21 protein-coding genes are annotated in these 13,241 nt (G+C 43.8%); 19 read left to right on the top strand and 2 right to left on the bottom strand.

Annotation, left to right across the window (positions count from 1 at the left end; all coding sequences use genetic code 11):
- Positions 1–80: 80 nt before the first annotated feature.
- From rplE to prfA, 19 genes are all read left to right on the top strand, one after another.
- Positions 81–626 carry a 50S ribosomal protein L5 gene (gene rplE / locus NIES208_RS10560; RefSeq protein WP_075892514.1) on the top strand — a complete coding sequence of 182 codons (546 nt, stop codon included), beginning with the start codon at positions 81–83 and terminating at the stop codon, positions 624–626.
- Positions 627–651: 25 nt separating this feature from the next.
- Positions 652–1,053 (top strand): 30S ribosomal protein S8, encoded by a 402-nt coding sequence (gene rpsH / locus NIES208_RS10555; RefSeq protein WP_075892512.1) that lies wholly within the window; start codon positions 652–654, stop codon positions 1,051–1,053.
- Positions 1,054–1,086: 33 nt separating this feature from the next.
- Positions 1,087–1,626 carry a 50S ribosomal protein L6 gene (gene rplF / locus NIES208_RS10550; RefSeq protein ID WP_075892510.1) on the top strand — a complete coding sequence of 180 codons (540 nt, stop codon included), beginning with the start codon at positions 1,087–1,089 and terminating at the stop codon, positions 1,624–1,626.
- A 5-nt stretch (positions 1,627–1,631) separates the two neighbouring features.
- Positions 1,632–1,994 (top strand): 50S ribosomal protein L18, encoded by a 363-nt coding sequence (gene rplR / locus NIES208_RS10545; protein ID WP_075892508.1) that lies wholly within the window; start codon positions 1,632–1,634, stop codon positions 1,992–1,994.
- A gap of 35 nt (positions 1,995–2,029) precedes the next feature.
- On the top strand, positions 2,030–2,551 hold the full coding sequence (rpsE, locus tag NIES208_RS10540; RefSeq protein ID WP_075892506.1) for a 30S ribosomal protein S5: 522 nt from the start codon (positions 2,030–2,032) through the stop codon (positions 2,549–2,551).
- Between the two features lie 49 nt (positions 2,552–2,600).
- Positions 2,601–3,047, top strand: coding sequence for a 50S ribosomal protein L15 (rplO, locus tag NIES208_RS10535; RefSeq protein ID WP_075892504.1), 447 nt, complete (start codon positions 2,601–2,603; stop codon positions 3,045–3,047).
- 94 nt (positions 3,048–3,141) lie between these two features.
- Complete coding sequence (gene secY / locus NIES208_RS10530) at positions 3,142–4,458, top strand: preprotein translocase subunit SecY (RefSeq protein WP_075892502.1); 1,317 nt, start codon at positions 3,142–3,144, stop codon at positions 4,456–4,458.
- Between the two features lie 58 nt (positions 4,459–4,516).
- Positions 4,517–5,080: an adenylate kinase gene (locus tag NIES208_RS10525; protein ID WP_075892500.1), complete on the top strand. Its 564-nt coding sequence runs from the start codon at positions 4,517–4,519 to the stop codon at positions 5,078–5,080.
- A 30-nt stretch (positions 5,081–5,110) separates the two neighbouring features.
- Positions 5,111–5,335: a translation initiation factor IF-1 gene (gene infA / locus NIES208_RS10520; RefSeq protein ID WP_006276978.1), complete on the top strand. Its 225-nt coding sequence runs from the start codon at positions 5,111–5,113 to the stop codon at positions 5,333–5,335.
- Between the two features lie 164 nt (positions 5,336–5,499).
- Entirely contained in the window at positions 5,500–5,613 is a 114-nt protein-coding gene (gene rpmJ / locus NIES208_RS10515) for a 50S ribosomal protein L36 (protein WP_006515920.1), read from the top strand.
- Between the two features lie 72 nt (positions 5,614–5,685).
- Positions 5,686–6,063 carry a 30S ribosomal protein S13 gene (rpsM, locus tag NIES208_RS10510; RefSeq protein WP_075892498.1) on the top strand — a complete coding sequence of 126 codons (378 nt, stop codon included), beginning with the start codon at positions 5,686–5,688 and terminating at the stop codon, positions 6,061–6,063.
- Between the two features lie 100 nt (positions 6,064–6,163).
- The gene (gene rpsK / locus NIES208_RS10505) at positions 6,164–6,553 is read left to right on the top strand and encodes a 30S ribosomal protein S11 (protein WP_075892496.1); all 390 of its coding nucleotides are present in this window, start codon (positions 6,164–6,166) and stop codon (positions 6,551–6,553) included.
- Between the two features lie 93 nt (positions 6,554–6,646).
- Complete coding sequence (locus NIES208_RS10500; RefSeq protein WP_075892494.1) at positions 6,647–7,588, top strand: DNA-directed RNA polymerase subunit alpha; 942 nt, start codon at positions 6,647–6,649, stop codon at positions 7,586–7,588.
- 58 nt (positions 7,589–7,646) lie between these two features.
- On the top strand, positions 7,647–7,997 hold the full coding sequence (gene rplQ, locus NIES208_RS10495) for a 50S ribosomal protein L17 (RefSeq protein ID WP_075892492.1): 351 nt from the start codon (positions 7,647–7,649) through the stop codon (positions 7,995–7,997).
- Between the two features lie 20 nt (positions 7,998–8,017).
- On the top strand, positions 8,018–8,842 hold the full coding sequence (gene truA / locus NIES208_RS10490) for a tRNA pseudouridine(38-40) synthase TruA (RefSeq protein ID WP_075892490.1): 825 nt from the start codon (positions 8,018–8,020) through the stop codon (positions 8,840–8,842).
- A gap of 36 nt (positions 8,843–8,878) precedes the next feature.
- Positions 8,879–9,334, top strand: coding sequence for a 50S ribosomal protein L13 (gene rplM, locus NIES208_RS10485; RefSeq protein ID WP_075892488.1), 456 nt, complete (start codon positions 8,879–8,881; stop codon positions 9,332–9,334).
- Positions 9,335–9,336: 2 nt separating this feature from the next.
- Complete coding sequence (rpsI, locus tag NIES208_RS10480) at positions 9,337–9,747, top strand: 30S ribosomal protein S9 (RefSeq protein WP_075892486.1); 411 nt, start codon at positions 9,337–9,339, stop codon at positions 9,745–9,747.
- Between the two features lie 82 nt (positions 9,748–9,829).
- Positions 9,830–10,060 (top strand): 50S ribosomal protein L31, encoded by a 231-nt coding sequence (rpmE, locus tag NIES208_RS10475; RefSeq protein ID WP_075892484.1) that lies wholly within the window; start codon positions 9,830–9,832, stop codon positions 10,058–10,060.
- 101 nt (positions 10,061–10,161) lie between these two features.
- The gene (gene prfA, locus NIES208_RS10470; RefSeq protein ID WP_075892482.1) at positions 10,162–11,280 is read left to right on the top strand and encodes a peptide chain release factor 1; all 1,119 of its coding nucleotides are present in this window, start codon (positions 10,162–10,164) and stop codon (positions 11,278–11,280) included.
- Here prfA and NIES208_RS10465 read toward each other — a convergent pair.
- Positions 11,277–11,621: an antibiotic biosynthesis monooxygenase gene (locus tag NIES208_RS10465; protein WP_075892480.1), complete on the bottom strand. Its 345-nt coding sequence runs from the start codon at positions 11,619–11,621 to the stop codon at positions 11,277–11,279. The genes prfA and NIES208_RS10465 overlap by 4 nt on opposite strands.
- A gap of 102 nt (positions 11,622–11,723) precedes the next feature.
- Positions 11,724–13,085: an aminopeptidase P family protein gene (locus NIES208_RS10460; RefSeq protein ID WP_075892478.1), complete on the bottom strand. Its 1,362-nt coding sequence runs from the start codon at positions 13,083–13,085 to the stop codon at positions 11,724–11,726.
- Positions 13,086–13,241 lie beyond the last annotated feature (156 nt).

Below are 13,241 nucleotides of genomic sequence, written 5' to 3'. Positions count from 1 at the left end.
ATCTTGAACGGTATTTTTCAAAATATTCGATTAATTCTATTTTTCCCTGACCAAGCCCAGGGAGGTTTAAATTAAGCTCTATGTCTCAACGACTCAAAACTCTCTATCAAGACTCTATTGTTCCTAAATTGACGGAGCAATTTGGTTATAAAAATATTCACGAAGTTCCTAAGGTTATCAAAATCTCAGTGAACCGTGGCCTCGGAGAAGCCGCTTCCAATGCTAAAGCAATGGAATCTTCTCGCACAGAATTGGCAACCATTACTGGTCAAAGACCTGTGATCACCCGTGCTAAAAAGGCGATCGCCGGTTTTAAAATCCGTCAAGGAATGCCAGTCGGTGTCATGGTAACGCTACGCTCCGAGAAAATGTATGCCTTTCTAGACCGTCTAATTAGTTTGGCACTTCCTCGCATTCGTGACTTTCGCGGTATTAGTCCCAAGAGTTTCGATGGCCGTGGAAACTACAGCCTAGGAATTCGTGAGCAACTAATTTTCCCTGAAATTGACTACGATTCCATTGATCAAATTCGAGGTATGGATATTTCCATCATTACAACTGCGCAAACCGACGAAGAAGGTCGAGCGTTGTTAAAAGCGATGGGTATGCCCTTCCGCGAAAGCTAAATCTTAGGAGAGATTAAAGGTAATAATGGCGGCGAACGACACCATTTCCGATATGCTGACACGCATCCGTAATGCGTGCATGGTTCAGCATGAAAACACTAAAGTCCCCGTAACCCGTATGACTCGCAGCATTGCTGCTGTCTTAAAAGACGAAGGATTTATTGATAACTATGTAGAAGCTGGTGAAGGCATTCGCAAGCACCTTGTAATTTCCTTGAAATATAAAGGTCGCAACCGCAAGCCGATTATCCAGAAGCTACAACGCGTTAGCAAGCCCGGTTTACGGGTATATAGTAACCACAAAGATTTACCTAGAGTATTAGGTGGTATTGGTATTGCGATCATTTCCACCTCTAGAGGCGTGATGACTGATCGTCAAGCTCGTAAAGAAGGAATCGGTGGCGAAATCCTCTGCTACGTCTGGTAATCGTGGTTGAAACTGATATTCAGGAGAAAACGAATGTCTCGTATTGGTAAAAAACCTGTTCCGATTCCTGATAAGGTCACCGTTTCAGTTGATGGTTTAACCATATCTGTAAAAGGTCCTAAAGGAACTTTGGAACGGACTCTACCTGAAAAGGTAAAAGTCGTTAAGGAAGATAACTCTATCCTTATTAGCCCCGTTGATTCAAGCCGTCCAGCCCGTGAGCGTCATGGTCTTTGTCGCACCCTCGTGGCAAATATGGTTGAAGGTGTATCCAATGGATATAGCAAAAACCTAGAGATCATCGGGGTTGGTTATCGAGCACAAGTTAAAGGCAACACTTTAACACTTAACGTTGGGTATAGTAAGCCTGTTGAAATGGTAATGCCGGAAGGGATTACTGTAGCAATGGGTGAAAAAAATACCCAAGTAATCATCTCTGGTATTGATAAGGAAGTTGTTGGCAACACTGCAGCTAAAGTCCGCGCAGTTCGTCCCCCTGAACCCTATAAAGGCAAAGGCATCCGTTACCAAGGTGAGCATGTTAGACGTAAAGCAGGTAAGGCAGGTAAGTAGTCAAGATGAAAGCAACTCGCAAACAACTTACACAACGTCGTCACTTCCGTATTCGTCGTCGTGTCGAAGGAACTGGCGATCGCCCCCGGCTAGCCGTATTCCGCTCTCACAAACATATCTATGCCCAAGTCATTGATGATGAAAAACAGCACACTTTAGCTGCAGCATCAACCTTGGATAAAGATTTACGCAAAGACCTCAACTCCAGCAGTAACACTTCCGCTTCCACAGCCGTTGGTAATTTAATCGCTAAACGAGCCCTAGAAAAAGGAATTAAGAAAGTCGTTTTTGACCGAGGAGGAAACCTCTATCACGGCAGAGTTAAAGCTCTAGCTGATGCTGCGAGAGAAGCCGGTCTCGACTTCTAAAACTATTGTTGATGTAATCATTAGGACAAAAAACAATGGCAAAGCGCCGTAAATCATCAAGAAATAAGGACAAAGACTCGAACTGGCAAGAGCGTGTCATTCAGATCCGTCGCGTTAGCAAAGTTGTCAAAGGTGGTAAGAAACTAAGTTTCCGCGCCATTGTTGTAATTGGCAATGAGACCGGTAAGGTCGGCGTTGGCGTTGGCAAAGCTGGAGACGTTATTGGTGCTGTCCGTAAAGGCGTAGCCGATGCGAAAAAACACGTTGTTGATGTTCCTTTAACAAAAACAAATACCGTTACTCACCGGATTAACGGAATCGCAGGTGGCGCAAAAGTTATGATGCGTCCCGCCGCCCCCGGTACAGGCGTAATCGCAGGCGGAGCAGTTAGAACTGTTCTAGAACTCGCCGGCGTTAAAAACATTCTTGCAAAGCAGCTTGGATCTAAAAGTCCTTTAAACAATGCCCGCGCAACTGTTGATGCCCTCGGAAATCTCCGTAGTTTTTCTGCTGTTGCCCAGGAACGTGGTGTTTCGATTGATCGAATTTATGCCTAGGTTCCATTTAAGTTGTAGGCATTAGAAAATAACTAAACCTAATCAAACGATGAAACTATCCGATATTTCCCCAAAAGCTGGTTCTAAAAAGCGCCGTCGCCGCGTTGGTCGCGGTATTGCCGCAGGCCAGGGAGCTAGTTGCGGTTTCGGTATGCGAGGTCAAAAATCTCGTTCCGGCACCGGTACAAAAGCTGGTTTCGAAGGCGGTCAAATGCCTTTATATCGTCGCGTTCCGAAGCTGAAGCATTTTACGATTGTAAACCCTAAACACTTTACAGTTGTTAATCTGAGTAAACTTGCAGAACTAGATGCACAAACTGAAGTGACACTTGCTTCCCTGATGGAAAAAGGCATCGTTACTAGCAATGATGGCCCTTTGAAAGTTTTGGGAGAAGGAGAAATTTCTGTGGCTTTGACCGTTAAAGCCGCTGGATTTAGCAAAAGCGCCCAGAGCAATATCGAAGCTGCAGGTGGCACTTGCGAAGTCGTTGGCTAAGCCAAAGATTAGAGAGATTAAGTTAAGATTTTGAAAGAAATTAAGACTCTTTTAATTTATTTGACTTTTTTAATCATCACAGAGAATTTTAATTATGGTTGTTAGTCGCGAAAAAACACCGACAGCACAAGAAACTTTTATGCAAATGGCGCAAGCAGCTGGCCTGAGAGGTCGCTTACTTGTCACATTAGGCTTATTAGTGCTTGTTCGTCTTGGTGTTTTTATCCCTATTCCTGGAATAGACCGGGCTGAATTAAGTGCTGGTATTCAGAATTCCCCTTTCCTTGGCTTTTTAGATGTCTTTGCTGGTGGTGGTTTATCTGCTGTAGGTATTTTTGCCCTCGGTATTTTGCCTTACATTAATGCTTCCATCATTATGCAGTTAATGACTGCAGCGATACCCGCTTTGGAAGACATGCAGAAAAATGACGGTGAAGCTGGGCGTCGTAAGATTTCTCAGATTATCCGCTATGTAACTGTTGGCTGGGCAGCACTACAGAGCTTCGGCATTACTTTACAGATACTACGCCCATATGCCGTTGATCCGGGGTTTGCCTTCGTTCTTGAAACAACCTTGGCTTTGACTGCTGGTTCAGTATTCGTAATGTGGATCTCCGAATTAATTACAGAGAAAGGCTTGGGTAATGGTGCTTCGCTATTGATTTTTGTCAATATTGTTGCTGTATTACCTCGTACCCTTGGAAACACAATTGAGTTTGCCCAAGCTGGCGGCAGAGCCGTAATCGCTAAAGTTATTTTGTTGCTTCTAGTCTTCCTTGTAATGATTATCGGCATTGTCTTCGTTCAGGAAGGTACTCGTCGTATTCCTATTGTCTCGGCAAGACGTCAAGTGGGTCGCAAACTTTATAGAGAACGCACAAGTTATTTGCCTTTGCGCCTGAATCAGGGTGGCGTTATGCCAATTATTTTTGCGTCTGCTGTATTGGTTCTACCTTCTTCTCTTGTTGGTTTTGCGTCAGGTGAAGGAACCCTTAGTAATATTTTGATTGGGGTGACCAATTTTCTTCAGCCGGGGAGAATCCCTTATGTCATTGTTTATTTGACATTGATTCTCTTTTTTAGCTACTTTTATGCTTCTTTGATTGTGAATCCAGTGGATATGTCGCAGAATCTGAAAAAAATGGGTTCGAGCATTCCCGGAATACGACCTGGAAGAGCAACAAGTCAGTACTTGGAGAAAGTGATTAATCGTTTGACTTTACTTGGTGCAATATTCTTGGGTTTAGTCGCAACTGTTCCCACTTTTGTGGAGGGCGCAACTGGTATTACTACTTTGCAAGGATTTGGAGCTACTTCACTATTGATTTTAGTTGGTGTTGCAATTGATACGGCAAAGCAAATCCAAACTTACGTGATTTCCCAGCGTTATGAAGGCATGGTGAAACAGTAAGTTTACTGGGAGCTTCACTATTACGAGCACAAGCAAATTATTGAGATGACTAATTATTATGGCTAAAAGCGTAAAGCTTATTTTTCTAGGCCCCCCTGGGGCTGGGAAAGGCACCCAAGCAAGTTTGCTGGCCGAACTTCATAAAATTCCCCATATTTCTACTGGTGAAATTTTGAGAGCGGCGATCAAAAACAAAACGTCTTTAGGGGTTAAAGCTCAAGGTTTTGTTGATCGGGGTGAGTTAGTTCCTGATAATTTAATTCTTGATTTAATTCGTGAGCGATTGCAGCAACCTGATGTTTCTAATGGTTGGATTCTGGATGGTTTTCCTCGTAATGTGGCTCAGGCTGAGTTTTTAGAAAAACTACTATCTGAGTTGGATCAAGACTGTGATCATGCTCTTAATCTTGAGGTTGATGACTCGGTTCTTATTCAGAGATTGCTAGGGCGCGGTCGTAAGGATGACAACAAGTCCACCATTACTCGAAGACTAGATGTTTATCGTGAGCAAACCGCCCCTGTGATTGAATTTTACAAGCAACGTGAATTATTAGTTTCGGTCAATGGTGATCAAGCATTGGACGATGTGACTAGTGATTTGCAATCTAAAATTTCTGTTTAAAACTACTCAATATAAGGAGCGTTAACTGTTTTGTCTAAACAAGACTTGATTGAAATGGAGGGAACTGTTACAGAATCTCTGCCAAATGCTATGTTCAGAGTCGATCTAGATAATGGCTTTAATGTTTTGGCTCACATTTCTGGCAAAATTCGTCGTAACTACATCAAAATTCTTCCCGGCGATCGCGTCAAGGTTGAGCTAACGCCTTACGATCTAACGAAAGGGAGAATCACCTATAGACTCCGGAAAAAGTAAATATTGTGCTGTACATGTCTAATCTGAAGCTAATTGCTTGTAAGAGATAGTCATGTTGGCTCAATATTGATATGATTGAAAACTTGTGGTGTTTTTTTGATGGTTTTCAAAAAGAACCGCTACTTATGATGTAAAAAATATTGCTCCATCAAAGCAGATAAATTATGAAAGTTAGAGCATCTGTAAAAAAAATGTGCGACAAGTGTCGCGTTATACGGCGTAGAGGCCGCGTTATGGTGATCTGTTCTAATCCTAAACATAAGCAACGTCAAGGTTAGACAGGCATCTTATTCTATATTTAATTTTTAAATTATTTAAGTTATCACTATCGTAATCTAGGAGAAGCAGTAATGGCACGAATAGCCGGTGTTGATTTACCTCGCGATAAACGCATTGAGGTTGCTCTTACTTATGTCTATGGCATTGGTTTATCTAGGGCTCAAGAAATTATCGCAAATACTGGGGTTAATCCTGATACCAGAGTTCGCGATTTGTCTGATGAAGACGCAATGAAGTTGCGTTCTTATGTCACAGATAATTACCAGATTGAAGGTGATTTGCGACGTTTGGAGTCGATGAATATTAAGCGTCTTGCTGATATTGGTACATATAGAGGGCGTCGTCATCGTCAAGGGTTGCCTGTTCGAGGCCAACGTACCCGTACTAATGCGCGTACTCGTCGTGGCCGTCGCGTCACGGTTGCGGGTAAGAAGAAAGCTCCACGCTAAAAATCAACTGGGTTTTACTTTGAGTCATCAGTGTTTTGGGTGAAACCGGTTTTGCATGGGCGTAAAAATGTTTATAGTTTTTGAGTAACTCTAGAGAGATATGGCAAGACAAAAAAAGGGCGGCGCCAAAAAGGTCAAGAAAAATATTCCTAATGGTGTAGCGCACATTCAATCTACTTTTAATAACACCATTGTCACAATCAGTGATACTAAAGGTGAAGCAGTTTCTTGGTCTTCTGCTGGTGCGAGTGGTTTTAAAGGGGCTAAGAAAGGCACTCCGTTTGCTGCTCAAACGGCTGCTGATAATGCTGCTAGAAGGGCAATGGATCAAGGTATGAGACAAATTGAAGTGATGGTAAGTGGTCCCGGTGCTGGCCGTGAGACTGCGATTAGAGCACTTCAGGCTGCTGGTCTAGAAATCACTCTGATCCGTGATGTTACTCCTATTCCTCACAATGGCTGTCGCCCACCTAAACGTCGACGAGTGTAGAACCTTACGAAGTCAGTATTGGATTTGCAGAAGCCAGAGTTCTTTAATGTTGAGAAAGTTCTGGTCACTAAAATAAGGGAGATTGAAAAAAGAGTGGCACAGTTTCAAATTGAGTGTGTGGAAAGTAAAACGCACAAAAATCAAAGTCAATATAGTAAGTTTGTTTTTGAACCTCTTGATCGTGGCCAGGGTATAACTTTAGGGAATTCTCTAAGACGTATTCTCTTGTCTAACTTGGAAGGGACTGCTGTAACTGCATTGCGTATCGGTGGTGTCAACCATGAGTTTGCAACAATACCTGGGGTACGTGAGGATGCGTTAGAGATCATTCTCAATATGAAGGAGATTGTCCTCAAAAGCTTCACTAGTCAGCCTCAGATTGGTCGGCTTGTAGCTTCTGGTCCTGGTCAAGTTACTGCTGCGCAGTTTGATTTGCCTTCTGAGGTTGAGGTTGTTGATTCGTCTCAATATATTGCAACTCTTGCTGATGGCGCCAAGCTTGAAATGGAGTTTCGTATTGAGAAGGGCAAAAGTTATCGTGCGGTACAGCGTGGTAAGGATGAAACTGGCGCACTTGATTTTCTACAAATTGATGCTGTGTTTATGCCTGTTACTAAGGTTAAGTATGCTGTTGACAGCATCCACTCTGAGAATGATGTGGTTAAGGATCGCCTGACTTTAGAGATTTGGACTAATGGTGGTGTCAAGCCTGAGGAGGCTTTATCTCAGGCTGCGGCGATCGCCGTTGATTTGTTTAATCCTCTGAAAGATTTGACCCTTGAAGCAATTCAAGATGATTACCAGGAAGACGAGGATCCCACAAGTCAGATTCCCATCGAAGAGCTTCAACTCTCTGTACGTGCTTATAACTGTTTGAAGCGTGCTCAAATTAACTCAGTAGCAGATCTCCTTGATTATAGTCAAGAGGATTTGTTGGAAATCAAAAATTTCGGACAAAAATCTGCTGAAGAAGTAATTGATGCGCTAAAGACTCGTCTCGGAATCACCTTGCCTGAGGAAAAGGCTGCTAAGTAAAGTCGCTTTTTCATTATGGTATTCGTTTTTTGTTTTTTAGATTAAGGAGGACAAACAAATGCGTCATGGTCGTCGCGTTCCCGAATTAGGAAGACCTGCTGATCAACGTAAAGCTCTTTTGAGGGCTTTGACAACTCAGCTGATTCGTCATGGTCAAGTTAAAACGACTAAGGCTCGTGCCAAGGCTGTGCGTTCTGAAGTTGATCGCATGATTACTTTGGCTAAGGATGGCTCTTTAGCTGCTCGCCGCCGTGCCCTTGGTTATATGTATGACAAGCAACTTGTTCATGCTTTGTTTGAGCAAGCGAAAGATCGTTACGGCGATCGCCAAGGTGGTTATAGTCGTGTTGTGCGGACTATTCGTCGCCGTGGTGATAATGCTGAGATGGCGATCATCGAGTTAGTTTAGAGTACTGTAGGCGATCGCCAATGTCTGTAGACCTGTCTAATCATCGAAAGCGCGTTGCCATGGTTGTGCAATACCTTGGGACAAACTTTTATGGTTGGCAGAAACAAAAACAAGGACGCACAGTGCAAGGCGTGATCGAAGCAACCTTAACAGAAGTTCTCGGCTGTACCACCAAAATACATGGCGCAGGACGAACTGACAGTGGTGTTCATGCCGCAGGTCAATTTGCTCACTTTGAATGTGAGAGTCCAATACCGGGACATAAGTGGTCAAAAATTCTCAATGATCGCCTTCCCGACGACATTGTGATTCGAGCTTCCACGGAAGTTGAACCCAATTGGCATTCCCAGTTTTCGGCCCTTTGGCGACGGTATCGTTACACACTTTACACTCACCCTACCCCAAACCTTTTTGTCCAACCGTTGGCTTGGCATTATTACCAAGCTCCTCTCGATGAAACCTTGATACAGGAGGCCATGACTCCATTGATAGGGCGGCATCATCTCGCTGCATTTCACCGCTCTGGTTCTCAACGTACCCACTCTTGGGTCGAAGTACAGGCGGCAGAATGTTCTCGTAGAGGCTCCTTTATTCATATTGAAATTCAAGCTAGTGGCTTTCTATATGGGATGGTTCGTCTTCTCGTTGGACTCTTGGTTGACGTTGGACAAGGCAAGCGCTCCCTTGAAGACTTTAAGACGATTTGGAGTACTGAAAGACGAGACCTTGTGAAATATTCCGCCCCGGCGAGAGGATTGTGTCTATTGCGAGTGGGTTATCCCACAGCATTATTTCCCGCCCATCTCTGGTTTGATACCCAGCCCACCTTTCTATTAAGCCATTAGTAGAGTTATTATTTGTGCTATTAAAAGCAAAATCCTATGATTAAGACCCCTTTACCAAAACAAGATAACCTTGACCAGAAATGGTACGTTGTCGATGCTGCCGACCAACGCCTCGGTCGCTTAGCAACTGAAATTGCCAAAACGCTACGTGGCAAAAATAAGCCTGAGTTTACTCCTCATATGGACACTGGCGATTTTGTCGTTGTGATCAATGCAGAGAAAGTTGTTGTAACGGGCCGTAAACCTGAACAAAAGCTCTATCGCCGCCACTCTGGTCGTCCTGGTGGAATGAAGGTTGAGACTTTCAATCAATTGCAAGAGCGTATTCCTGAGCGCATCATTGAGAAGGCTGTTAAAGGTATGCTTCCCAAAAATGCCCTAGGTCGTCGTTTGTTCACTAAGCTAAAGGTTTATGCTGGTGCGGCTCATCCCCATGAAGCACAACAACCTGAAGTGATGACTATTAACACTACTCCCGGAGGCTCTAAGTAAAAATGTCTACTGATACTCAAGATCGCGCAGTTTATTGGGGTACTGGTCGTCGTAAGGCTTCCATTGCTCGCGTCCGTTTAATTCCTGGTTCTGGCAATGTCACTGTCAATGGTCGCACCGGTGAAGACTACTTCAACCGTATTGCTGGTTACCTTGCTGTTCTCAAGTCACCTTTAGAAACTTTAGGTCTTGAAAGCGAGTATGACATTTTTGTAAATGCCCATGGTGGTGGTTTAACTGGTCAAGCTGATGCTGTCAAGTTGGGTGTTGCTCGTGCACTCTGTGAGCTCGATCCTGACAACCGTCAACCTCTAAAAACCGAGGGTTATTTAACTCGTGATCCCCGTTGTAAGGAACGTAAAAAGTACGGTCTTCACAAAGCACGGAAAGCGCCTCAGTTCTCCAAGCGTTAATTTTTCTTTTTTCTGGTTAGGGGCGATCGCCTCTAGCTAGTTTAAGACCTTTCAATTTGCACAAAAGTATATAGTTAGTCCTATGCCTAAAGCTGATATTCATCCCGAATGGTATCCAGAAGCCAAGGTTATTTGCAATGGTGAAGTTGTAATGACCATTGGCTCTACCCAACCTGAAATCAACGTTGAAATCTGGTCTGGAAACCATCCTTTTTACACTGGTACTCAAAAGATTATTGATACCGAAGGCCGTGTAGACCGCTTCCTCCGCAAGTACGGTATGTTGAGCAACTCTTCCGACGACCAAGAGTAACCCATTGGTTAAACGTGATTAACCCGGCAGAGACCTGCTGGGTTAATTGTTTTTTAGACAACTCGTCGTTTATTCGCATTTATTCGTAAAGATTTGGAATCATGGCTGAAGCTTATTTACTTGATAAACTGAAATCTGTAGAACAAACATTTCAGGAAATGACTCGTCGCCTAGCTGATCCTGACATTGCGACAAATCCCGACGAGTTGCAACGTGTAGCAAAAATTCGCTCATCCCTAGAAGAAACGGTCAATACTTTTGAGATTTGGAGAGACACCCAAGAAGAATTGGAGGGTGCTAGGGAGATTTTAAAGGAATCCGATAGTGATCCCGAAATGAGGGAAATGGCCTCAATGGAAGTTTCTGAATTGGAAACGCAGATTGAGGAATTAGAAGAGAAGCTCAAAATTCTACTATTGCCTAAGGATCCTAATGATGACAAAAACATCATGTTAGAAATTCGAGCTGGTACTGGCGGAGACGAAGCTAGTATTTGGGCTGGGGATTTGTTGCGGATGTACTCGCGCTATGCTGAAGGTCAAGGTTGGCGATTGAAATTATTGAGTGAATCTGCCGCTGATATGGGTGGCTTTAAGGGGGTTATTCTCGAAATTCAGGGGGAAAGGGTTTACAGTAAGCTCAAGTACGAAGCTGGTGTTCACAGAGTGCAGCGAGTTCCTGTGACCGAAGCTGGAGGGCGGGTTCATACTTCGACGGCGACAGTCGCAATTATGCCGGAAGTTGATGATGTGGAAGTCAAGATTGAAGCGAAAGATATTGAAATGACGACGGCTCGGTCTGGTGGTGCAGGGGGCCAAAATGTTAACAAGGTGGAAACGGCGGTTGACTTGATGCATAAACCGACTGGGATTCGTATTTTTTGTACTGAGGAGCGATCGCAATTGCAAAACCGTGAGCGAGCAATGCAAATTCTGCGGGCAAAGCTTTATGAGATGGAGTTGCAAAAGCAGAAGGATGAAGTGAGCTCAATGCGCAAATCTCAGGTTGGTACTGGTGCGCGTTCTGAGAAAATTCGTACTTATAATTACAAAGATAATCGCGTCACAGACCATCGTTTGGGACAAAATTTTGTTTTATCAACGGCTTTGGAGGGTGAAATTGAGGGGATGATTCAGGCTTGTATTACTCAAGATCAGCAGGCTCAATTAGAGCAGTTGGCTTCTGATGATTCTGCGACGGATGGTTTGGCTACAGCTTAAGTCAGTACTGTTTGAGCGGGTTTAATTTCGCTGCAAACTTCATAAAAATCGGTTTCTGGGGGAGATGCAAATAGTTGATTCATTTCCTCCAGAATTTTTTTGCCTGCTTCGGTTTGGTTTTTTTCCATGTCTTCAATGTTTTCCCACAAAATCATGGCGATGCCTTTGTCGTCATCTGTGCCCATTTTTTGAAGTAAGAATGCGCCTTTAAAACCGTCGTCGTATTTGGAGACGGCTTGTTCGTAAAGTCTCTGGGCTTGGGAAAAGCGTCCGGGTTTGAATTCGCCGATCGCCACGTAGGCGACTTTGTGTTTTAGGCAGTTATTAAATTCTTGAATCATAGTGACCTCTCAACTATTAAATGAAATCAGGCACAACAGCTTCTTTTCAGCCTAACGATAAACGGCTGGGATCTGATTTTTTGCGAGATTTCTTAATTCAAATTAAGGGTTCATAAAATTCTCGATATCGTCGGTTTTGGTAAATAGGGCATGACTGAGGTTTTGGGCATTATTGGTGGTGACTAAAATATCGTCTTCGATACGGATGCCTCGCACATCATGGAATTTTTTTAGCTTGTCCCAGTTAATCATTGATTTAAAGGGTTCACGGGTGTGGCGATCGCCGAGAATAGCTGGTACTTGATAAAAGCCTGGTTCGATAGTGACCACCATATTTTCTTGTAGAGGACGGTCGAGACGGAGAAAGCATTGGCCAAATTTTTTGCTGCGCTGCCGTCCGGAAGCATATCCTGCTAAGTCGCCTAAATCTTCCATATCGTGAACATCTAAGCCTAATAAATGGCCAAGACCGTGGGGAAAAAAGGTTGAGACGATATTTTCGGATAGTAAATCGTCTAGATGGCCTTTTAGAATGCCTAGGTCTAAAAGTCCTTGGGTGATTAATTTGGCCGCTAAGCTATGGAGCTCGTGGAATTCTAGGCCTGGTTTGATGGCGGCGATCGCCTGATCATGGGCATTTAAAATGACGTTGTAGATATCTCGTTGCGTTGCAGAAAATTTGCCGCTAACCGGATAAGTGCGGGTTAAATCAGCCGCCCACCCATTCATCGTTTCAGCTCCAGCATCAACCAGCAGCAGATCACCCAAGTGAAGCGGATTGGGAGAAGATTCGTGATGTAGTACTTCTCCTGCTACAGACACAATACTGTTGTAGGCGCAATTCATTTGCTGGCTAATCAAATAACCTTCTATTGCCCCCCGGACTTGTGCTTCCGTATTTGCTGTGACTGCGGTGCTCATTCCCCTTTTGTGGGCTTGGACAGAAACGGCGATCGCCCTGCGTATTTCCAATAATGCCATCTCATCATGGCTGAGCCGTAAATCAATAATGGCTTCTGCTAATTGGCGATCGCCACCAGTGAGTTGATTTGGCGTGGTCAATTCCCGTTCTAAAATTTGAGACTGCTCTAATCGCTGAAAAGGATCTGTGAGCGGAATCGTAGATGCTCCGGAGATATATTGAGCCAAATCAGATTTCGGCAAAATCTTAGCCACTGCCAATAAAGACTGAAGCTGGTCACGCCTCATAAATTCACCGTGCCATAATGCCTCGTCTGCCGTCGGTAAATCAAAAAATAATATTTGGCGATCGCCCTCAAGATACAGCACTGCCCCAGCCAAAGATATTCCCGCAAAATAAAGGAAGTGACTACTAGCTCTGAATGGATAGCGATTCGCGCGAAAATTACGACTGAGGCGATCGCCCGAAAAAAACATCACAGGAAAAGCAAAACGCTCCATCAACCCCTGCCGCCTTGCCAAAATAGCCATACCTAGCCCCATAACAAAATAATTTCTGAAAATTAATCTGCCATTAATGCACCATCAACGACCTATTAACAGTGAGCGACTTTACTTGAGAGGTATTAAAACCAAATTAAGTTATGTATTAAAATTTACAAGAAGAAATGTGACTTTTTACCTTCTCGTAAATAACAT

Origin of the sequence: [Limnothrix rosea] IAM M-220, from assembly GCF_001904615.1 — a bacterium.
Classification (GTDB): domain Bacteria; phylum Cyanobacteriota; class Cyanobacteriia; order Cyanobacteriales; family MRBY01; genus MRBY01.
This window is presented reverse-complemented; position numbering and strand designations above follow the sequence as displayed.